The sequence below is a fragment of the Sphaerochaeta pleomorpha str. Grapes genome (genome assembly GCF_000236685.1).
GTDB classification, from domain to species: Bacteria; Spirochaetota; Spirochaetia; order Sphaerochaetales; family Sphaerochaetaceae; genus Sphaerochaeta; species Sphaerochaeta pleomorpha.
On sequence record NC_016633.1, the window covers coordinates 2632963 to 2653544 of the forward strand.

Consider the following 20582-nt stretch of genomic DNA (forward strand, 5'->3'; position numbering starts at 1 on the left):
TATGAATAATCGAAAATCCTTGGTTTCCGGCCTTTTGATGCTTGAGTTGGTAGGTGAGCATGTTGTAGTCATTTTGCTAACCCAAATCGTTTCCGACGCAACGTTCGCTTTGTCTTTCCAACTCATTTATATGACTGTACGCTATACGTACAGCAATCGACCCCTTTTGTTTAATCTGACAACCTGGTTGGCCGGCCCTTTTCTGTTTGCCTTGTTTTCATCACTGCCCTTGCCAGGGGCACTGCCGATTCTCTTGCTTGGCTCAAGTACGGCCTTTTTGGCAAGATATCGCTATCCTGTCGCCCGGTTCTTTCATTTGCTTCCTAAAAAGAAAACTCTGCCCACCAAGGAAGCCCATGAACTGATGCTTGCCACACTTGCCCATGAGATACGTACCCCCCTTACCATTATGCAGACGACTGAAAATGTGCTTCTTGAGGAAATCCCAGGGCCCTTGAATGCACGGCAGAAGAAATTCATGGATTCAATCTTTATCAATACCCAGCGTCTGATTGCCTTCTCTGAGAACATGTTGACCCTTCTTAAACTGGAGCGTGATTGGCAACCGGATCTGTCAAAGACCATCGATTTGAGAAACCTGATCAGGCAAGTTGTTGAGATCATGGAGCCAATGCTTGCAAGTAAGACCCAATATATCAAGTGCTCCTTTCCTTCGCTGCTTTCCCATCCGAAAGCAGATGAGGCCTGGATTCGACAAGTGCTGATCAATCTTGTGCACAATGCTTCCAAACATACCGATGGGCAAGGATCTATACTCATATCGGTAACACAGGATGAATCACAGGTTGTTGTAACGGTAACCGATAACGGTCATGGTCTGCTTGGCAGACAACGGGAAACCTTATTTAAGGAATTCTATCAGGAAAAACAGGATATGAAGGAGTATCAGGATGGTTTTGGCCTTGGTCTTACCATCGTGAGGATGATTATTGAACGCCATCATGGGCAGGTGTATATAACCAGTTCAAGGCAGCAGGGGACCATGGTCTCATTCAGCCTACCGGCAAAGGAGATGCAGTGAAAGGAAGAATTCTGATTGTAGACGATGAACGTGACATTCTGGATGTCCTTGGTTTTGTGCTGGAGGATGCTGGATACGAAACAAGAACTACTGATCGGGGGGATGAGGTGCTTGGTCTGGTTACGCAATGGAGACCTGATCTTGTAATCCTCGATATCGGACTACCTGGCCTAAGTGGTTTGGAAGTATGTCCTTGTCTGGTGTCCATGGACATTCCAGTCTTGGTACTCAGCTCCCATGACAGGGATGACCAGATTGTGGAAGGGCTGGAGGTCGGAGCCGAAGACTATGTGTCCAAGCCTTTCAATCTGAAAGAGCTCTTACTCCGCATCGAAAAAATCCTCAGAAGAACCAAACTGAACGAATGTACAGAGCATGCGATTGCAATAGGTTCTTTGGCTATCGATTTTCGCACCCAGACAGTATGGGTTGAGGGGGAGATAGTAAACCTCACCCCCACCGAATACAAAATTGTGGAACTGCTTGCAAAGCATGCCCATACCCCGGTGACAAGCGAGGTTTTGCTCAAGCAGGTATGGAACAGCGAAGACTGGATCCAAGGCGCAGAGATGGTAAAAGTGAACATCAGCCGGGTTCGCAAGAAACTTGAGAAGGACCCGACAAACCCTAGATATCTGCTAAACCGTTGGGGGTATGGGTATCTGTTGACAGACATTGCAGCCACCGGCAAGTGAGATTGTTACGGTTTTGTAACTTGCACATATCCTAATAATAGCGTGAAACTGAATGCGTACGCTGGGAAAAACCAATTTCCCAGTCTGTCGTTACGGTTCTTAAAAGGGAGGAACGTTATGAAGAAACTGCAAAAGATTGTGTCTGTGCTTGTCCTGATTGCGCTCTGTGTGGTACCTCTGTTTGCCGCTGGTGTACAAGAACAAGCGAAAGCAGGTGGAACGCTGAATGTGTATTCCATCATGCCTGAAAAGTATGCCACCAAGGTTTTCGACGAATTCACCAAGGATACAGGTATTAGTGTGAATTTCGTACGACTGTCTTCAGGTGAAGCTCTTGCCAGAATCATCGCCGAGAAGGCAAACCCCCAAGTCGATGCACTGTGGGGAGGTCCGGCTGATACCTATGAAGCTGGTGTACTTGAGGGTGTCTTCGATACCTATGTGCCTGCTGAAGCCGGCAAGATTCCAACTCAGTTCAAGTCCGCGAAAGGCTATTGGACTGGTATCGGGGTAATTCCCCTTGCCTTCATGAGTAATGTAACCTTCCTTAAGGACAAGGGTCTCGAGGCACCGACCAGCTGGAATGATCTGTTGAATCCAGCTTATAAAAATAGTCTGCAGATGGCCGATGCCCGTACCAGCGGAACGGCAACCGAACGCATCTATTCCTTAGTCAAGGTAATGGGTGAGGACGAAGCTTTTGCTTACCAGAAGAAGTTGCATCAGAACATCCAGCTGTACACCAAAGGTGGTGCCGGCGGAGCAATGCCAGTGGCAACAGGTCAGGCAGGGGCCGGAATCTTTTACATCGTCGATGCCCTGGATATTCAGCAGCAGGGGTATGACTTGGTGCTTTCTTATCCGAAGGAAGGCGTGACCTATGGCGTAGAAGCCTCAGGCATAATCAAGGGTGCAAAAAACCTCGACTCAGCAAAAGCCCTCATGGATTGGGCTTCCTCAAAGAGATTGGGCGAGGTTATGGTTGCCAACCAGATCAACTACATTCCCACTCGTCCCGATGTAACGGTTACCAATCCTGCATTGGATATGTCTCAGGTAAAATTGATCGAAGCGGATATTGCCTGGAAAGGTGAGAACCGGACTCGGCTTGTCGAACGTTGGGTAGCTGACGTTATCCAACAGTAAAACCTGCAATGGATGGATCGCCACCGGCTTCGGCTCTCTGGCGATCCTTTTCCAAACGCTACGGTACAAAGGAACTTGTCATGTTTGATACGAATGGCTACAAGTCAAAACGGGCATCCTTGATGAAAACAGACCCGGCACTTTTTTCTGCTTTGGTGGCGGTTTGGCTTTCGTTCGCAATTTTTATCTTTCTGCCTCTGCTGCGACTTCTTGCAACTACCTTTATGGTGAATGGATCCTTCTCTCTTGCCAATCTGCAGAAGGTGTTTTCCACCAGCTACAATATGAAGGCTTTGTATGGAAGTCTGATTCTTGCCACCTCGGTGAGTATTTCCGGCACTTTTCTAGGATATTTGTTTGCGCTTGCGGTAACACGCACCTCGCTTCCCAAGCCCTTGAAGGTCTTGCTTGGGGGGATTACCATGCTGCCGTTGATCTCGCCGCCTTTTACCAGCAGTATTTCCCTGACGTTGGTGCTTGGTCCGAACGGTATGCTGCTCAAAGCACTGGGAATAGGTGATTTTTCCATCTATGGGTTCCTTGGGACCTGGATATCGGAGACTCTGACATACTTTCCGGTGGCTTTCATGGTTATAAGCGCAATTCTTAATACGATGAGTGCAACCTTGGATGATGCCGCACTCTCGTTAGGTGCCTCGCGTTGGAGAATGTTTGGTACGATTACCATCCCTCTCTCGCTGCCCGGTATCGGGAATTCAATCCTGCTGCTCTTCGGTGCGAGCCTAGCCGACTTTGCCACCCCTTTGATTCTAGGCGGTCATTCGTTCCCGGTATTGCCTACCGAGGCCTATCTCTTGATTACCGGTATGTTCGATTTGAAGGGAGGTGCAACCCTGTCCTTTTTGCTGCTTGCCCCTGCTTTGCTCGTATTCTTTTTGCAGAGAATGTTACTAGGTAAGAAAAGCTATGTGTCGGTGACCGGAAAGAACGGCGCAAGAACGGAGTTTGCAAAGCTTCCTCAGGGTTTGAGCATCTTTATTACAGCGGTTTGCACCCTACTGGTGGTCTTTATTCTCTATTTATATGCAATTATCCTCTGGGGTTCCTTTGTGAAAGTCTGGAGTGTCAATAATACCTTTACGCTCGAACATTATGTGTATGTGTTCAAACATGGGAAGAAAGCAATCACCGATACCCTCTTGATCGCTGTGCTTTCTACGGTCATTGGTTCCACACTTGCGGTCATCATCGGGTATGTGGTCCAACGCAAGCAATTCTTTGGCAAACGGTTCTTTGAGTTCAGCAGTATGCTTAACTATGCACTGCCCGGAACGGTGGTAGGTATTGCATATATCATTGCCTTCAACCAAAAACCGATTCTGTTGACAGGAACCTTGTCCATTCTTGTTGCTGCCTATGTCTTTCGGTACTATGCGACAGGAATTCGTTCAGTCATCGCTTCCTTGGAACAGATTGACCCTGCCCTGGAGGAAGCTTCGCTCAGTCTGGGGGCTGGTTCGGTGCATACATTTACTCATGTTACCATTCCTTTGATCATCCCGGCTGTTCTGGCAGGGATGCGCTATTTGTTCATTCACTGTATGACGGCCATAAGTGCAACCATCTTTCTGGTTTCCGTCCATTGGATGTTACTTACGACCAGGATTCTGGAAAGTATGACTGAGCTACAGTTTTCCCAGGCTTCTGCCTTCTCCATTGTTTTGATCGTCATCGTCTTTCTGGTAGATGCCTTGATGATTTTCCTGCTTCGTCTTTCCACCTCCAAATTCCATAGAACCCAGGAGATTTCCTATGATAAAATCGGCGCTTGAACTTCGTGATGTAACAAAGATATTCCAGAAGGGACGTGAACCTGTCAAAGCGGTGGATTCGGTGAATCTCACGGTCGAAGAGGGTGAGCTGGTTACGTTTCTCGGGCCCTCTGGCTGTGGTAAGACTACTACGCTGCGCATGGTGGCCGGGTTTGAGCTTCCCAGTTCCGGATCGATAACCATCAAGGGCAAAGATATTACCAACACCCCGGTAAATAAGCGTGAAATCGGGTTTGTTTTCCAGAACTATGCCTTGTTTCCCCATATGAGCGTCTACAATAATGTGGCCTACGGCTTGAAAGCCCGGGGTGAGAAGGACGACGAAATCCGGCCAAAGGTTGTCTCTGCCCTTCAACTGGTCGGGCTGGAGAATACTGAGAACCGTTACCCGAGCCAGCTGTCCGGTGGAGAGCAGCAACGTGTGGCCTTAGCCAGGGTCATCGTAATGGAACCGACTCTTTTGTTGATGGACGAGCCGCTTTCGAACCTTGATGCCAAGTTGCGCTTGCATATGCGAACCGAGATTCGCAAACTGCAGAAGAAGCTGGGAATTACCTGTCTCTATGTTACCCATGACCAGAGTGAGGCCCTTACCATGGCCGATCGGATCGTGGTCATGCATAAGGGAAAGGTGGAACAGATTGGTACGCCGTTCGAAATCTATAGCAACCCACAATCGTTGTTTGTGGCCGATTTCATTGGACAGGCGAATATCATCACCTTGGAAGTGACAGCCATCGGGGATGAGAATCTAACGGCAGCTATTCCTGGGGGAGGTTCCTTTACAGCCAGAGCCTTGCGCCCGGATAAGTATAGCCCAATTGATGTGCTCTACAAGGTAGGCAAACCTGCTTCTTTGATTGTCAGGCCGGAAAGCATTGTCGTGACCAATTTGAGTAACGAGGATGGTCAATTCCCTGCCCAGGTAGTATCGTCCATATTCGTAGGTAGTCATATTGAATATGAATTGCTCCTGCAGAACGACGCAATCGTCAAAGCCTCGATTCCCTTTACCACCGGTATGCAGATGTTTAGTGAAGGATCATCAGTATCTCTTGTCTGTGATGTGTCGAATTCAGCTTTCCTGCCTGCTTGAGAGATAAAAAAAGGGTAGCAAACGAAAGCTTAAGGACTCACAGAATAGTTACATATACCAAGAACTCCTTGCGCGATTGCAGGGAGTTCTTGGTGCTATTGGGTAATCAGTATTAGAAAAAATTGCTACACTGAAAACGCAACAAGGTAAAGAGGTAAATTTGTTCAATGTGACAACAAGTCTACAACAGTTTGATTCAGAAATCACCAGAATCAATATTGACGCCGTGGCTACTAAAAGGATTATCGACAAATTAGAAAAAGAAAGAAAGTTGCTAGAACAGCAAGTTATAGAAAGCGTAAAGCTGGATAATCCACTTATTGAGGAGCTTCATCAATTGATATCGTCATATTCCGTAAGGCTTGGATTGGATGAAAAACATGTAAGTGCAGGGAAACATTACATTTTTACCAACGACTTAAAGTCATTGTCAGGAGCAATACTCCATAAAGTCGTTTTTGTGTTCAAGATTTCATATGTTAAGCTGATTCAGCATCATACAGGCATTTATTTGCCGATAATTCTGGGCTCTCCAAGTGGACGTGAAGTGAGTATGGAAAATATAGACGAAATGATGGATATTCTTGCAAAGGATTTTAAAGATTATCAAATTATCATCGCTTCCATTTATAAAAGCTACGTTTTTCCAAACAAGAACATTATTGAGTTGACTGACAGACTTCTTCCATTCTAAAACATGAATTTATAGGGGATTGTATGGACTATACATTCATGGTTTCTATAAGACAACTAATTTGTTTAGAGTAGAAAATAAATTCATTTATGGTTTAAGGTTGGTATTAATTTATATATAAAAGGATTAACATGATATCTTAATCAAATATTTACAATGCTAGGTAATGAATGTATGTTTAACGACGAAGAAGTTGCAAAAGCAATGCTCTGAAGAGCGAGAGATGATTAAGGCTTTCGGCCAGAAAATGAGTGCTAAAATACAGCGACGTCTCATGGAATTGCGTGCAGCTGATTCCCTTGCTGATGTTTCTCATGTACCCCTGTTCGTTGTCATGAATTGGAAAATCGGAGGGGCGTTTTTTCGGTTGATTTAGAATACCCCAACCGTCTGCTCTTCATTAGTGCAAATGAACCTATCTATGAATATTCTCCTGACTACGCAGTTGCCCCAGGCGAGACCTTAGGTGAGGTGATAGAAAGCCTTTCTATGACGCAAAAGGAACTTGCCAAGAGAACTGGTCTGACAGAGCAAACGATAATTCGTATCCTCAAAGGTATTCAGCCGATAACTTTTGAAACTGCGAACAAGCTGGAGATGGTAACGGGTGTCCCTGCCCGGATGTGGAATAATCTGGAGATGCAGTATAGGGAGCAATTGAGTAAAATCAAGCAAATCAAGGAGCTTGAACAGGGGATTGATTGGTTGCATGGAATTCCGACCAATGAACTGATATCACGGGGAAAAATACCAAGTGAAAACAGCAAAGCAAGCTTGGTTCAAGAAACCCTTAAATTCTATGGAGTTTCGAGTGTAGAGGCTTGGAATGACATTTGGTGTGACCCGAAAGTAGCAGCCCGACGCTCTGATTGTTTTGAGACCCAAAGTGGTCCGGCCTCTGCATGGATTCGCCTGGGAGAGTTGCAATCCCAGCAAATTGAGTGTTTGCCGTTCAGCGAAGAACATTTTAAAAAGGCATTACAGGTAATCCGCACTTTGACAGCAAAGGATCCTGAGGTCTTTATCGGTGAGATGCGCAAAATATGTGCTGAATCTGGGGTTGCCCTGGCATTGGTCCGTGAGCTCAAGAAGGTTCCCTGGAATGGAGCTTCCAAGTGGCTTTCTTTGAATAAGGCAATGATTTTGCTGAACTTGAGAGGGAAAGGCGAGGATATATTCTGGTTCTCGTTTTTCCATGAGGCCTATCATATACTCCATGGAGAGAAAAAAAGGCTGTATATAGCCGAGAAGAATGGTATTGATGAGGAAGAGCAGAAAGCCGACCGTTTTGCTGCGGATATCTTGATTCCTGAGAAATACAATACCCAGATTGTTGGTTTTACTACAAAGAAAGAAATACTTGCTTTGGCAAAGAGTCTTGATATCAGCCCCGGTATCGTAGCAGGTAGATATCGGCATTTGACAGGAAAGTGGACGTTTTTTAAAGATGTAACGAGAACCTTTGACTGGGCTGAAGATAAATAAAGCTCTAAATGACCCCTTTAACGGTTCTCTTGGAATATAGGGAAGTCCTTCCTGGAATCGATGATACTCACCTATGAACTATATTACTGAAACGCATAGAAAACCTTGTTATCTCCTGGCTTTTGAGAACTGAAGGGCTGATATTAAGAGCATTCACTGTATTGCTGTGCGGTTCAATGCAGATGAAACCATCTCCATTGAAAAGAACCCAGTCAGAGAAATTGTCAGAGACAGAAAAAAGGAAGTCATCAATCCTGCACTCAGTACCGTTGCTTTCATATGCCCCTGAAATGATTAAGGATTTAGGATTGCAACCATAGGCAAAGGACTTCTCTGTTTCCGTAAGCGCCATCATTCTTCCAGTTGGCAGGTACCTGTCATTCCTTTCATAGGAACGGCCTAACTGCACCGAGAAGAAGTCTGGATTGTCAAAGGTCGTATGGAAGGCCAAGGCGAACGGCATGGGATGGTCCGAAGTGTTCTTGAGCAGGATTGTATCAGTCAATCCGTTTTCATCCAGTGAAAACAACCGCTCAATCCTGAAGTCGAAAGGGTAAGGGCCCCCCTCGTTTTCGAAGGCAAGTCTTGCAGACCTGTCCGTAACCTCAACAACTGAGAAGGGAACATCATAGAGAACCCCATGAAGATTCACATTGAATCGTTTTTCATTCACAGGAAGATGGTATTCTCTCCCTTCAAAGGCGAAGACACCATCCTCTGTCCTGTTCGGAGGAAAGAGAATAGGGCTTCCATTGATGAAAGGACTATTTTCAAGGGCATGCCTGTTCTCCGGTTCCAAAAGTATTCTGTGACCATCATACCTCAAGGATACCAGGTCTGCCCCGAAGGTCTCATCTATTTTTGCACTCCACTTTGAACATTTCAACTCCAACATGCAAGGGCCTCTTTCTCTGTTGTTACCCTTGTGCATGCATCCTTGCCTAATGCAAGGTATCTCCCAACTCCCCGGATTGCAGCATCACTTATATTTGCAGCCCTTGATACTGGGATCTCCAGCCCAATGTAGGGAGCCATCAGGTCAAATGCCTTGGATATCTGACCACCCATTACAAGGAAGTCGTAGGCCTTTTTCGGTATGTAGCTGCTTATTACCTCTCCGATGGATTCTCCCACATCCCTGAATACGGCAAGGGCATTCTTGTCCCCTCCGGTCGCCAGAGCTGCTATTTCCCTTACATCGGGCATTGAAAAATCCCCTGAAAGCTTTGCATAGCGTTCACGTATAGCCTTTCTTGAAATAGTATCCTCAACTATCCCGTCTCTGAATTTCTTGTTCCAAAGGCTGAAGCAGGGTCTCTGCTCCTGATTGATGAGAATCCTCCCGCCGTGTGACATGGTAAAACCGAAACCAGTGCCGAGCATTATTCCACAGGGTCTGTCAAATCCCCTAGCTGCACCTTCTGCTATCTCTCCGAGAAGAAACGCGGTGGAATCATGGAGATATTTGACCTCAAGGCCTTCTGCGCTGAAGACAGGACTAAGGCTCATTCCCCTGACCGAGGTGAATTTCTGGGTCATATTGAAGATTCCGTTCTCGTAGTCGAACGGACCGGGAATACAGATTCCCACTTCCGTAAATGATGCCAGTGAACGGTTCCTTTCAAGTATTGACTTGAAAGAATCGAGGATCTCCTCTGGTTTGCCGTTACTATTTGTCGGGCTTTCCCCCAAGGTGCTCTCAATTATCATCCCTTCTGTATCAACAAGTGCGGATTTGATGAAAGTTCCTCCGACATCAAGGGCTAGTTTGTATTGCATCGTTTTCCCTCCAAGGGTAAAACTATTTTCTTAAGGGGTATTATACAATAAAACTAGTATTGTACAATCATAATGATGCATGGTATCTTTTGGTTATTGCCAATATCGATTGGGGGTGCCCATGGGTCTTGTATCACGTCTTGAAAATGTTTTTCCATCTCTGTCTCCGATTGAAAAGCGGATCACTAGTTATTTTATGAGCCATGAAGCAGAACTCGTAGGAAAGCCAATCCTGGATATTGCTCAGGCCTGTGATACCAGTAAAAGTGCGGTCGTGAGGCTGTGCAAACGCATCGGATACAATGGTTACAAAGAACTGCAGACTGACCTGAGTGCAGAGAGGGCTTTAAGACAGAGGGACAAAGTCTACGAAAGAAGTGACATTTATCCTCAGAGCAGTACAGCCAGTATCTGTACCCTTATCACCCATAACAGCATCAGGGTTCTTGAAAGCACGCTTCAAAATCTAGATTTATCCAGTATGGACAAAGCTGTGGATGCCCTATGTTCTGCTAGGAGAGTTGACCTTTATGGTGTTGGTAACAGTGGAATAGTCGCTGAGGATGCAAATATTAAGCTTAGAAGACTGGATTTTTTTACCACCTGTTGTACCGATATCCATATGGCGTTGGTCTCTTCATCGACTCTTAATGCGGATGATGTAGCGGTATTCTTTTCCCACTCTGGCACTACAAGTGATATTCTGCATATCCTTGAAGTCGTCAAAGCACAGGGAGCCCTCACGGTTGCGGTGACCTGCAGAGGAGGAAATACTCTTAGCAAGAATGCAGACATTGTTCTTGAGACAGCCAGTTCCGAGAATCTCTCACGTTCAGGTGCCATGGCGAGCAGGATTGCTATGCTTGAGATTGTGGATATGCTCTTCTCCATTATTGCAAGCCGGAACTACAAGGATGTGAAGGATATTCTGGACCATACAGCAGACCTGTTCCAGAAAGAGCATGTATAGGGCTTTTTGATTTCAAACTAGTTTTAAATTTTTTTTAAAAATTTAAAATTAGTATTTGACTTATGTGAACCATCAACCTAAACTGAACACAGGATTTTGCAATCCAATTCATTTAGGAAGGTATCTAGAAAATGAGTTTCATGTTTCACCCGTATCCGTATGCTGATCCAAATGCTGTGAACCCCATTGATGCGGATTCTGGGATCAAGGATTCCCTTGTTATCGGTTCGCTCAATTGTGGGAAGAGCCTTAAGAAATTACTTGCAGGCAAGAAGCATATCGTTGCAATAGATGGATATTCTGGCGTTCAATTTGATGTGATAAAAAGGACTTTCGAACAGTTCCTTGATGCTGTCTGGATAGATGTTTCTTGCGTGTATAGGGACGACTATCATGACCTTATCGCCCCTAGTCTGCCTATTGACAGGGAAATGGACCCAGCCCTCCTCTATGGAGTACGTTTCACTGATGGGTATGAGGCACTTCAGGACAATGTGAAGTGCGATGCCCTTAGGGATTTGTGCAGAAAAGAATCCAAGACAGTAATAGTCTATGGAAGAGGCTGCCTTTCCTCCTTATTAAGAGGTGTCTTTGATGTAAAGATTTGGGTAGACACCACTCCGCGTCAGACTGCATTGAATTTTAAGTATGGAAAAGTCCTCAACGTCAACAGTACCTCAGCTAAGCCTTTTGGCGAAACAATGAGAAGGAACTATTATGTTGACTTCGAGAATGCATTGGCCTTGCGCTGGGACCTCATACGGAGGGATGCCATTGACTTCTATATCAGTGCAGACAATCCCGACAATATGCAGATGATTCCCTATTCTGAATTGAAAAAAGTGTTTCACCTTGCAGGGCAGAAACCCCTTCACTGTCGTCCTGTCTATCTTGAGGGGGTCTGGGGTGGTTTCTATTTTAAGAACCTGAGAAACCTTCCAAAGGAAATGAAGAACTGCGCCTGGGTGTTTGATATGATTCCGATGGAGGTATCCCTTGCACTTATCATAGAGGGAAGGGAGCTTGAGGTTCCGTTTTTTACATATGTCCAACAACAGGGAGAAAATCTTCTTGGAGCTGAGGCCTTTGCACGCTTCGGAGGGTACTTCCCGGTCAGATTCAACTATGATGACACCTATCATTCCAATGGCAATATGTCCATCCAGTGTCATCCAGATGCCGAGTATGTGGTAAACAACCATGGTGAGCTTGGACGCCAAGATGAAAGCTACTACGTGTGTGTAACAGGGCAACAAGCCTGTACCTACCTTGGTTTCAGGGATGAGGATAGCTGTAGTGCGTTCTTCAAAGCTGCACGGCAGGCTGAGAAGACACACGAGCTCATCGATTACCAGAAGTATGTAAACCCTGTACAATCCGTTCCAGGCTGTCAGGTGATGATTCCCGCTGGGACTATCCATGCCTCTGGAAGAAACCAGGTCGTACTGGAGATAGGGTCGCTTACGGTTGGCTCGTATACGTATAAGCTTTATGACTATCAGCGAATCGATCCTCAGAGTGGACTACCCAGACCCATCCACCTCAATGCAGGGGAGAAGGTCATACATGGGGAAAGGACTGCAGACTGGGTCAAAAAGAACATTGTTGACCATGGTTATGTCGTGAGACAGGGCGATACCTGGATGGAAAAGGTAGTTGGCGAACACGACCTTCTCTATTTCTCCCTGAGAAATCTTATATTCGAAGACGAAATCGAGGATGATACCAAAGGCACATTCCATGTCCTTGCCCTTGTGGATGGGGATAGGGTACGTGTCCAGTCACTGGCAGACCCTTCGAAGTACTTTGTTGCCAATAACTTGGATATCCTTGTGGTCCCCGCTTCGTTCGGAAAATACAGGATCATAAATGAGGGGATTGGAGTTGTCACCGTGCACAAGACAATACTCAAAGAAAACTGAAGATGTATACGCTTGAAGGAAGAAATATCCTCTATAGGATAAACGAAAAAGGCAACGTGACCTCCTTCCTCTACAAGAAGACAGGAAATGATTACGTGAAATCGGAAGGCCGGTTATGGAAGATGATTCTTGCAGGCAAGGGCAGGGAAGTTGAGATCCCCGTATCCTCTATCGATCAGGAATTTACTGCGTCCTGCAATGATAAGAATCTGACACTTGTATACGGTTCGATTAAGGTTAGGGGAATTCCTCGTCCAATTTCCGTAATCATTCACATTCAATTGGAGAACGACAGTCTAAAAGTCTGGAGTTCGATTGAAAATAATGATGAAGAGCTTTCCGTCATGGAAATCTTTATCAGTGCTGCAAGCGGTGTGCGTAGCATCGCAGGCAACTCAGCTGATGATGCTCTTGCTTGGCCGTATCTTATGGGAATGAAAATCAAAAACCCTGCTTTCAGTGATCTTTCCGTGTACAGCGGGTTCAGGAAATATGAACGTCATGATCAGTTCCATACTGACCTTGACAGTACCTATCCATCCCGGTTAAGCATGAAGTGGTTTGACCTGTATTGTCCGACTGAGGGGCTCTATATAGCCTCGCATGGACTTACCGCAAATACTATATGCATGCACGTTGAGAGGGATGTAAAGGCTAATCTTCTTTCTCTGGGGGTCTGCAGATATCCGTTCCTTGGTTATGGGGAACGTCAGGAAAGTGAAGTAACAGTCTACCAGCCTCATGAAGGTGACTGGCATGCAGGGGCAAGGATGTACAGAAAATTCATGACATCCACTGGCCAGTGGAAGAAGGATGAAAGTCCTTCCTGGGCCAGGGATTTCACTGGGTGGCTCAGGATTATCTTCCAGCCCCAGCATTGTGAGCCGAACTTTACTTTCCATGATATTCCACGCCTTTACGACCAGGCTGAAAGCTGTGGGATCAAGACCCTGTTCATAATGGGATGGGAACAGGAGGGGTTTGCCAGACAATGGCCTGATTATGTCGTGAGCAGTGACCTTGGGGGTGAGGATTATTTAAGAAAGGGCATTGAGTACATCCATTCCAAGGGCGGAAAGGTCATCATGTTTTTAAGCTATTCGCTCATTGACCACAAGAGTGATTTTTATATCAACGGTCCGGGAAAGACCTGTACCATAAAGAATGCTTGGGGAGAGGAGATTCCCTTTGCCGAGACCTATTGCGGGGAGGGAACCTATCGTAAGATTACGAACCCTCCTATGCCCATGTACCTTGCCTGTCCTGGAAGCGATGAATGGCAAAGGAAAATGCTTGCCAGTGCCGATGCATGTCTCAAATTCGGATGTGACGGAGTCCTTTATGACCTTGGAGGACTTCCTGCCTATTTCTGTTTTGACAAACATCACGATCATAGAATTCCCAGTGAAGCCTATGAGTCCAAGGCAGATAGGTATAGGGAACTGCATGCCCATATCCATGACAGTGGACCAGACAGGATAATTCTGATGGAACATTGCGTTGATATCTTCAATCAGCATATGGATGTTGTGCACGGGACGAACCACCTGAAGTCAGAAAATGAGTTCATTGAACTCTACAGGTACACATTCCCGGAAGTCGTTATGACCAACAGAGAAAGCGGAGAGGACGATTCGGATTACAGGAATAACTGTAACAAGACGTTCCTGTATGGACTCAGGTTCGATATGACAATCTTCCGTTGTTGTGGGACTTTTGATGATATCCCCCTTTACCGTGCCTACCTGAAGCAACTGAATGAAATAAGGCTTGCCCATAGGGATACTCTGCTCGATGGTTGCTTTGTAGACGAATTTGGCTTTGAGATTAATGATGTAATGGCAGATGGTGCACCTGTATCCTATGATGAAGGGAAACTGAAGGCCAAGTCCTATATGTCGACCTCTGGAAAGCTCACTGTTGTCCTCTGGAACAGGACAGACCTTGCCATGGATATTTCCTTGACATTCATTGGAAGTGGATGCAGAGCATCTGTTCATATTTCTGCACAGAGTATAGCAGTCTGTGAGAATTAGGGAGTTTATATGTTGAATCTATATGAAAAACAGAAAATGGGGCTACTTTTAATTGGTGCTGAACGCTTCAGGCCGCTCGGAAGCAATACCAAACGGGGTTCGTATCTTGAAAGAAAGACAGCAGAAGCAGATTCTATGGTATCCGATTGCGGGAAATTTGCTGAAGTTGTATTCCCTGGGATAGTCTTTACACGCGAGGATGCCGTAAGCGCGATCAAGACCTTTACAAAAGAAGATGTCGACTATGTTCTCTGTGTTTTTCTGTCTTGGGCAGAGGATTTCGCATGGAACCGTTTCTTGCGGGACATGCCCCCTATCCCGATTCTGTATGCCCACAATGTCAAAGATCAGGTCAATCTTGGAAATACGAGCGATGACGACGAGTTTACCGAATACCTGTGCTATGGCGGTCTGGTCGGATCCTTGGAGGCTAGTGGAGACAATATCAGATACAACCGTCCGATGTTTGAGACTGTTTTGGGAACTTGGAGTGAGGTTCTCAAGAGGTCTTATGTTTTTGGAAAAGCTGCCCATGCGAGGGCACTGCTTAGAAAGAGCAGTATGGGACTTCTTGCCTGTTTTAATGAAGCCATGTGGTCAACCTATGTAGACCCCTATGATATTTTCATGAAAGTAGGGCCTGAACTCCATTTCCTGTCCGTTGCAGAACTCAGGGATACGATTGAGGCAATTCCTGATGGAGAGGTTGCCTCAGTGATGGAAGACCTGAAGCGAACCTATGTGATGGAGGAGGATGTTGACTTGCACAAGTTCTTTGCGTCTGTCAGAGCCTCAATGGGAATGGAACGCTTGGCTACCCATTATGATCTTGACCTTTTGGTCTTGAATGACATAGACACGGTGCTCTTTCAGCAGGTTGGACTCCGCCCGGGGTTCTGGCCTACAGCCAATGAAGTAAAGACCCTTGTCGTCCCGGAGGGGGATATTGGCGGAGGCCTTGCGGCATACCTGCTGAAACTTGTTTCCCAAAAGCGTGTGAATTTCATAGAGCCTTTCCATCTGGATCTTCCAAACGACAACTTTGCAGCGGGCCATGCGGGCCCTAATGACTACAGGGAGGAAGGAGGTAAGACGCTTATTGCGAGGGATGTACGTTTTGCAAAGACAAAATGGAAATATGCAGGGGCCCCTTTTGCCTGGCATACCTTCAGTCCCGGAATAAAGACCATGGTGCACTGTTCAGAAAGAAATGGGTCTTTCATTCTTGTTGCTACGAAGGTTGAATGCCTTCCTACGGAGCATTTTCTAGCAACCTATTCCCATGGTCTTTTCAGGGCCATAGGGCAAACAAATGAGCAGCTGTTTGAAAAACTCCTCAAAATAGGGGTGACCCAGCATTACTCAATTGTGAGTGGAGACTATGTTGAGATTCTCAAAGATCTCGCCTCCCTCCTGGGCTTTGAGTTCTTCAGTCTATGACCTGTATCCTGCAGTTCATCGCTTCAATGGAGGTTTGTTTTGGATACCTATATATCTGAATCACTTGAGACAGTACAGAAATCCTATCACGATGTCGTAATCGTAGGTGCCGGTGTCTCAGGAATCGCAGCAGCTGTAGCAGCAAGAAGACAGGGCTTATCTGTATTGCTCGTCGAGAAGTCAATAACCTTTGGGGGTCTTGCGACAGCGGGTCTCATCGGATGGTATGAGCCACTGTGTGACGGAAAGGGTAACAGGCTCTCCAGTTCGCTTTCTCGGGATTTGTTTGAACTTGCCATTTCCCATAGCTACAGTTGTCTTCCGAAGGAATGGGAAGGCTTTCCCGTCCAGGTCGATACAAGCCGGCGCTGTGCCACTTTCTTCTCTCCCTCAATTTTCTCAATGGAACTTGATGACTATCTTCAGAAAGAAGGTGTTGAGGTTCTCCTTGACACTCTGTTTGTAAGGCCTATTATTTCTGATGGGACGGTCTCAGCGATAATCGTTGAAGGAAAGAGTGGACGTAGCGCGCTCGCAGCGAGGGTTTTTGTCGATTGTTCAGGAGATGCGGATCTCATGGATAGAAGCGGTGTCCCTTGTGAACTGGGTAGAAACTGGTTGACGTATATTGCTTATTTGTCCGACCTGTCAAACGCCCAGAAGGCAATAGAAAACAAATCCATGCTCTATGCGAGATCTTGGAGGAACAGCGGAGCCGACCTTCTTGGAAATAACCATCCCAAGGACTTTCCGAAGTATAGCGGAACTACAGAGGAAGAGGTAACAGCCTTTGTCCGCAACGGTCGCCAGAATCTTTTCAATGAGATAAAGGATATGCAAGCAAATAAGCGTGATATTGTATCTACACCTTCAATGGCGCAGTTCAGGACTACAAGAAGAATCATCGGGGCAAGGACCCTTACAGAATCGGATGAAGGAACGTTCCAGCCTGATTCAATAGCGGCTTGTGCAGACTTCATGCATGTGGGTAAGCGGTATGAGGTTCCCTATGGGACACTATACAATCGCGATTTTGGAAACCTGCTTTGTGCCGGTAGGATAATATCCTCAACCGGCTGGGGCTGGGAAGTGACCCGGGTCATACCGGTGGCAGTAGCGACTGGGCAGGCAGCAGGGACCGCCGCATCCTTGGCAGTTCGTAAAGACTGCAGGGTTTCGGAAGTACCGATAGCTGCACTGCAGGCAAATCTAGAGAATCAAGGAGTACATCTTCATATATGAGGAACAGATTGCAGAAGAAGGTACCGCTAGTTGCAAGCTTGGTGATGCCAATAAGACTAAAAGTCACCTTGACCTCAGTGCTCATCGCCACCGTAGTCGCAGTTGTAGCTTCTATTACCTTCTTCTATGCAATAAAGAATATAACACAAAAGACCTTTACGACGAATCTTGAAGCTCTGCAGACCGAGATTGAACAGATTTTGGTCTCTGATATGGTGTCTATAGACAATACCGCGAGGCATATAATCCAGAGTGCGAGTGTATTTAACTATCTTTCTAACGGTTCTCTACCGTCAGAGTATGACGAGTATGAGCTCTTCTCACTCAAAAGTGCCATGGGAAAGGATATATCGCGTCAGCTTTTCTTTAACCCTGCGTTTGAAAGTGGTCTTATACAGATTGTCAGGCTGTTCTTGGAAAAAGACATAATAATCACCCAGACAAAGAAAGCGACTGAGCAGAATCTGAATGTTTCAAGCGATATCAGCACTTATCAGTATCTACAAGAATCCGGGAATACCGGCAGGCAGGTCTTTGTGAACGAAGGGAGACTTTCCTTTGCCTATCCAATATCCAGTCTTTCAGGTGTTCGCAAGCCCACGGCATTGATAATAGGATGCAATGTGGATCAGTTCAAACACCGATATGACGCCCTGGTCGAAAGTTTTTCTTCTGCCGTATATGCAGTCTATGACCAGAACGGTCTCATGCTGTTCTCCTACGGTGACTTGGGAAGCATCTCCCAGAACTATAAGGTTAAGACAAACAAGCTTTCAAACGGGTTCATTTCAACTATTGCTGTCAGCAATAAGGAACTCACCGGAAAAGTCTCGGATATTACCTTCAAGTATCTCTTATTCTTCTTGGCTTTGATGCCTATACCTCTGCTTGCGGCTTTCTTTATGACAAGGCGGATGCGTTTCTTTGCAGAAAATTTTATCAAGCACATCAAAAGGGTAGGAGAGGGGGATTTCGCTGTTACTCTTCCCGTGTATGGGGATGATGAACTAGATGAAATCGGTAAGGCTTTCAACACCATGACCGGCAAGATTAACAGTCTGGTAGAAGAAGTCTACAAGAAACAATTTCTCATCCAGCAGATGAAAATCCAGCTTCTTCAGAATCAAATGAATCCTCATTTTCTGTTCAACGTGCTTTTCTCCATGAGTACCAGAGCGAAAATGAACAGGGATGAGACGCTATATCAGATGACTGTACTCTTGTCGAAATTTCTAAGGACAAATATTGCATCCAATGATTCCATGATGGTTCCGATCAAAAGTGAGATGGATTATGTGGATACCTATTTGAATATCCAGGCCATGCGCTTCGGGGATAGGCTTGCCTATGAATGGCAGATTCCACGCGAACTCATGGATTGCTATTGCCCAAGGCTTTCCATTCAGCCGCTTGTCGAAAATTCTGTCATGCATGGAATCGAACCGCTGACTAGGACTGGACACATCGTGATATCTGTTTCTGATGAAAAGGATTTCATCATTGTCACTGTTGAGGATGATGGGGTGGGGTTTGATATGTCGCTATCTGAAGATAGAAAAGATGGCAGGGGAAATCATATCGCACTGGATAATCTGCGTCAGAGGTTGAGGCTTCTCTATGGGGATGAGTGCACCCTCAGAATGGAAAGTGCGGTGGGTATGGGATGTACTGCAAGTTTTAGGATTCCCAAACAGAGGGAGGAGCAAAAAGATGTCATACCGAATATTATTGGCTGAAGACGAACAGATTGTCAGGGAAGGATTTGATTTTCTCCTGGACTGGGATAGACTCGGATGCAAGATTGTGAAGAAGGTAAAGGATGGTAATGAGGCAATAGAATTCCTTCGCAGTAATCCTGACAAGATTGATATTGTGATAACCGATATCAATATGCCCATTCTCCTTGATGGCAATGACCTCCCGGGAGGACTGGCAGTAGCCAAGTATATCAAAGATACTCTTCCGCGGGTCCAGACAGTGATTCTCACCGCTTATGACAATTTTTCTTTCGCCCAGAATGCGATTCGGTTTGACGTAGTGGATTTTGTTCTGAAAAGCGATATTGATATATTTCTTCCAAAAGCCATTGAGAAGGCAATTAGTGAAATCGAAAGCAGGAACAAGGATGTTTTGGAGCTTGAGAAAGCCGCAATGGCAGTCAAAAAGAAAAAGCAAGAAAACCAGTATCTTTTGTGCATGCGTTCAGAAGCGCTTGGGGTTGTATCCGATAGCATCACATCCGAGGATGGCCGGTTTCTTGTCCTCGCTCTTGAGGTCAATGACAGCGAATCCGGATCCGGGGACTGTAATTGTATACGCGGTGATGTCCAGGAAACATTCAGGTCAGATACGACAATAATAACCTTTCTCAGCCCAAGATCCTGCTGTATTCTTTTCTTTGGCAGTTTCAAATTCGCTGATATTCGAAAACAGGTCATAGCTCTGAGAGAGAATCTTTTTTCAAAGGCAATGTTGCTTTTATGCGCTTCAAGTCATGAGGTGAAGAATTCCGATAAGATTTCTGAGGCCACAAGGAGCGCGCTGGATAGGCTTCACACTATCAGGCAGGATGCAAATTGGTTTTTGACCAATCCCCTGCCTCTGCTGAAGGCTCGTACAAAGACCATTGCGGAACTGACCAAAGCAAGGGACTATATAGAGTTCAAGGACCTGATTGATGAATACCTGGCCTACGATATAGGCTTTCCAACCCTGCGTCTTGATATGGTGAAGCTTGTCAGTGCACTTTCAGACCGATACCCTTCTGTGCAAGGAAAGACAGATGACCAGTTCATCAGCGATATTCAGTATTCCCAGACGCGCTATCGTCTCAGGCACATTGTCTGCGAATATGCCTACAACCATTTCCGGATAGCAGCACCTGTAGTGAGTACCGACAACCTTTTGGTAAAGGAGGCTTTGGCTTATATAAAGCATAACTATACAAAGCCTATCAATCTCAGTATGGTGGCAAACCAACTGAATGTAAGTGATTCCTATCTCGGAAGAACCTTCAAGAATGAAATTGGAGAGTCCCTTCTTCATGTCCTTAACGAGCTTCGTATACAGTTTGCCTTGCTGTTGTTGAAAAACCCTAGCGTCAAGATATTTGAAGTTTCTTCAAAAAGCGGTTTTAGTGACCCAAATTATTTTGCACACGTGTTTTACAGACATACAGGTATGAGCCCGAAGGAATACCAAAAGAAGAACACTTTGTAGAAAACACGACAGTTTTTCACCCG

General features: G+C 45.7%; 17 protein-coding genes. 15 read left to right on the forward strand and 2 right to left on the reverse strand.

Annotated elements, in window-relative coordinates; genetic code table 11:
* Window position 1: 1 nt before the first annotated feature.
* From SPIGRAPES_RS11995 to SPIGRAPES_RS12025, 8 genes are all read left to right on the forward strand, one after another.
* Window positions 2–1042 carry a sensor histidine kinase gene (locus tag SPIGRAPES_RS11995; protein WP_014271015.1) on the forward strand — a complete coding sequence of 347 codons (1041 nt, stop codon included), beginning with the start codon at window positions 2–4 and terminating at the stop codon, window positions 1040–1042.
* Window positions 1039–1737 (forward strand): response regulator transcription factor, encoded by a 699-nt coding sequence (locus SPIGRAPES_RS12000; RefSeq protein WP_014271016.1) that lies wholly within the window; start codon window positions 1039–1041, stop codon window positions 1735–1737. The genes SPIGRAPES_RS11995 and SPIGRAPES_RS12000 overlap by 4 nt, the downstream gene beginning before the upstream one ends.
* Before the next feature lie 117 nt (window positions 1738–1854).
* The gene (locus SPIGRAPES_RS12005) at window positions 1855–2883 is read left to right on the forward strand and encodes an ABC transporter substrate-binding protein (protein ID WP_014271017.1); all 1029 of its coding nucleotides are present in this window, start codon (window positions 1855–1857) and stop codon (window positions 2881–2883) included.
* An 80-nt stretch (window positions 2884–2963) separates the two neighbouring features.
* Window positions 2964–4676, forward strand: a complete 1713-nt coding sequence (locus tag SPIGRAPES_RS12010; RefSeq protein WP_014271018.1) for an ABC transporter permease — start codon at window positions 2964–2966, stop codon at window positions 4674–4676.
* A complete protein-coding gene (locus SPIGRAPES_RS12015; protein WP_014271019.1) occupies window positions 4657–5772 on the forward strand; it encodes an ABC transporter ATP-binding protein in 1116 nt (371 codons plus the stop codon). Before SPIGRAPES_RS12010 ends, SPIGRAPES_RS12015 begins: the two co-directional genes overlap by 20 nt.
* A 169-nt stretch (window positions 5773–5941) precedes the next feature.
* A complete protein-coding gene (locus tag SPIGRAPES_RS12020) occupies window positions 5942–6466 on the forward strand; it encodes a hypothetical protein (RefSeq protein ID WP_155816729.1) in 525 nt (174 codons plus the stop codon).
* A 166-nt stretch (window positions 6467–6632) separates the two neighbouring features.
* On the forward strand, window positions 6633–6842 hold the full coding sequence (locus SPIGRAPES_RS17045) for a hypothetical protein (RefSeq protein WP_155816731.1): 210 nt from the start codon (window positions 6633–6635) through the stop codon (window positions 6840–6842).
* Window positions 6806–7951: a helix-turn-helix domain-containing protein gene (locus tag SPIGRAPES_RS12025; RefSeq protein ID WP_014271021.1), complete on the forward strand. Its 1146-nt coding sequence runs from the start codon at window positions 6806–6808 to the stop codon at window positions 7949–7951. Before SPIGRAPES_RS17045 ends, SPIGRAPES_RS12025 begins: the two co-directional genes overlap by 37 nt.
* 67 nt (window positions 7952–8018) lie before the next feature.
* Here the strand turns inward: SPIGRAPES_RS12025 and SPIGRAPES_RS12030 are convergent, their stop codons facing one another.
* Together SPIGRAPES_RS12030 and SPIGRAPES_RS12035 are read right to left on the reverse strand one after the other, a co-directional pair.
* The gene (locus tag SPIGRAPES_RS12030; protein ID WP_041384662.1) at window positions 8019–8846 is read right to left on the reverse strand and encodes an aldose 1-epimerase; all 828 of its coding nucleotides are present in this window, start codon (window positions 8844–8846) and stop codon (window positions 8019–8021) included.
* Window positions 8834–9730 (reverse strand): ROK family protein, encoded by an 897-nt coding sequence (locus SPIGRAPES_RS12035; RefSeq protein ID WP_014271023.1) that lies wholly within the window; start codon window positions 9728–9730, stop codon window positions 8834–8836. The genes SPIGRAPES_RS12030 and SPIGRAPES_RS12035 overlap by 13 nt, the downstream gene beginning before the upstream one ends.
* Window positions 9731–9851: 121 nt before the next feature.
* Here SPIGRAPES_RS12035 and SPIGRAPES_RS12040 point away from each other — a divergent pair, with 121 nt between their 5' ends.
* The 7 genes from SPIGRAPES_RS12040 to SPIGRAPES_RS12070 all read left to right on the forward strand — a co-directional run bounded on the left by SPIGRAPES_RS12040 (window position 9852) and on the right by SPIGRAPES_RS12070 (window position 20559).
* On the forward strand, window positions 9852–10700 hold the full coding sequence (locus tag SPIGRAPES_RS12040) for a MurR/RpiR family transcriptional regulator (protein WP_014271024.1): 849 nt from the start codon (window positions 9852–9854) through the stop codon (window positions 10698–10700).
* Window positions 10701–10831: 131 nt separating this feature from the next.
* Window positions 10832–12622 (forward strand): class I mannose-6-phosphate isomerase, encoded by a 1791-nt coding sequence (locus tag SPIGRAPES_RS12045; protein WP_014271025.1) that lies wholly within the window; start codon window positions 10832–10834, stop codon window positions 12620–12622.
* A gap of 2 nt (window positions 12623–12624) precedes the next feature.
* Window positions 12625–14658 (forward strand): DUF6259 domain-containing protein, encoded by a 2034-nt coding sequence (locus SPIGRAPES_RS12050; RefSeq protein WP_014271026.1) that lies wholly within the window; start codon window positions 12625–12627, stop codon window positions 14656–14658.
* 9 nt (window positions 14659–14667) lie between these two features.
* Window positions 14668–16098: a hypothetical protein gene (locus tag SPIGRAPES_RS12055; protein WP_014271027.1), complete on the forward strand. Its 1431-nt coding sequence runs from the start codon at window positions 14668–14670 to the stop codon at window positions 16096–16098.
* Window positions 16099–16137: 39 nt separating this feature from the next.
* Window positions 16138–17340 carry an FAD-dependent oxidoreductase gene (locus SPIGRAPES_RS12060; RefSeq protein WP_014271028.1) on the forward strand — a complete coding sequence of 401 codons (1203 nt, stop codon included), beginning with the start codon at window positions 16138–16140 and terminating at the stop codon, window positions 17338–17340.
* Between the two features lie 44 nt (window positions 17341–17384).
* Window positions 17385–19076, forward strand: a complete 1692-nt coding sequence (locus SPIGRAPES_RS12065; protein WP_172635097.1) for a sensor histidine kinase — start codon at window positions 17385–17387, stop codon at window positions 19074–19076.
* Window positions 19051–20559, forward strand: coding sequence for a response regulator transcription factor (locus SPIGRAPES_RS12070; protein WP_014271030.1), 1509 nt, complete (start codon window positions 19051–19053; stop codon window positions 20557–20559). The genes SPIGRAPES_RS12065 and SPIGRAPES_RS12070 overlap by 26 nt, the downstream gene beginning before the upstream one ends.
* Window positions 20560–20582 lie beyond the last annotated feature (23 nt).

Coding starts and splice junctions, on each gene's coding strand:
- SPIGRAPES_RS11995 (WP_014271015.1), top strand. CDS start 2: ATGAATAATCGAAAATCCTTGGTTTCCGGCCTTTTGATGCTTGAGTTG.
- SPIGRAPES_RS12005 (WP_014271017.1), top strand. CDS start 1,855: ATGAAGAAACTGCAAAAGATTGTGTCTGTGCTTGTCCTGATTGCGCTC.
- SPIGRAPES_RS12010 (WP_014271018.1), top strand. CDS start 2,964: ATGTTTGATACGAATGGCTACAAGTCAAAACGGGCATCCTTGATGAAA.
- SPIGRAPES_RS12015 (WP_014271019.1), top strand. CDS start 4,657: ATGATAAAATCGGCGCTTGAACTTCGTGATGTAACAAAGATATTCCAG.
- SPIGRAPES_RS17045 (WP_155816731.1), top strand. CDS start 6,633: ATGAATGTATGTTTAACGACGAAGAAGTTGCAAAAGCAATGCTCTGAA.
- SPIGRAPES_RS12030 (WP_041384662.1), bottom strand. CDS start 8,846: ATGTTGGAGTTGAAATGTTCAAAGTGGAGTGCAAAAATAGATGAGACC.
- SPIGRAPES_RS12035 (WP_014271023.1), bottom strand. CDS start 9,730: ATGCAATACAAACTAGCCCTTGATGTCGGAGGAACTTTCATCAAATCC.
- SPIGRAPES_RS12040 (WP_014271024.1), top strand. CDS start 9,852: ATGGGTCTTGTATCACGTCTTGAAAATGTTTTTCCATCTCTGTCTCCG.
- SPIGRAPES_RS12045 (WP_014271025.1), top strand. CDS start 10,832: ATGAGTTTCATGTTTCACCCGTATCCGTATGCTGATCCAAATGCTGTG.
- SPIGRAPES_RS12050 (WP_014271026.1), top strand. CDS start 12,625: ATGTATACGCTTGAAGGAAGAAATATCCTCTATAGGATAAACGAAAAA.
- SPIGRAPES_RS12055 (WP_014271027.1), top strand. CDS start 14,668: ATGTTGAATCTATATGAAAAACAGAAAATGGGGCTACTTTTAATTGGT.
- SPIGRAPES_RS12065 (WP_172635097.1), top strand. CDS start 17,385: ATGCCAATAAGACTAAAAGTCACCTTGACCTCAGTGCTCATCGCCACC.
- SPIGRAPES_RS12070 (WP_014271030.1), top strand. CDS start 19,051: ATGTCATACCGAATATTATTGGCTGAAGACGAACAGATTGTCAGGGAA.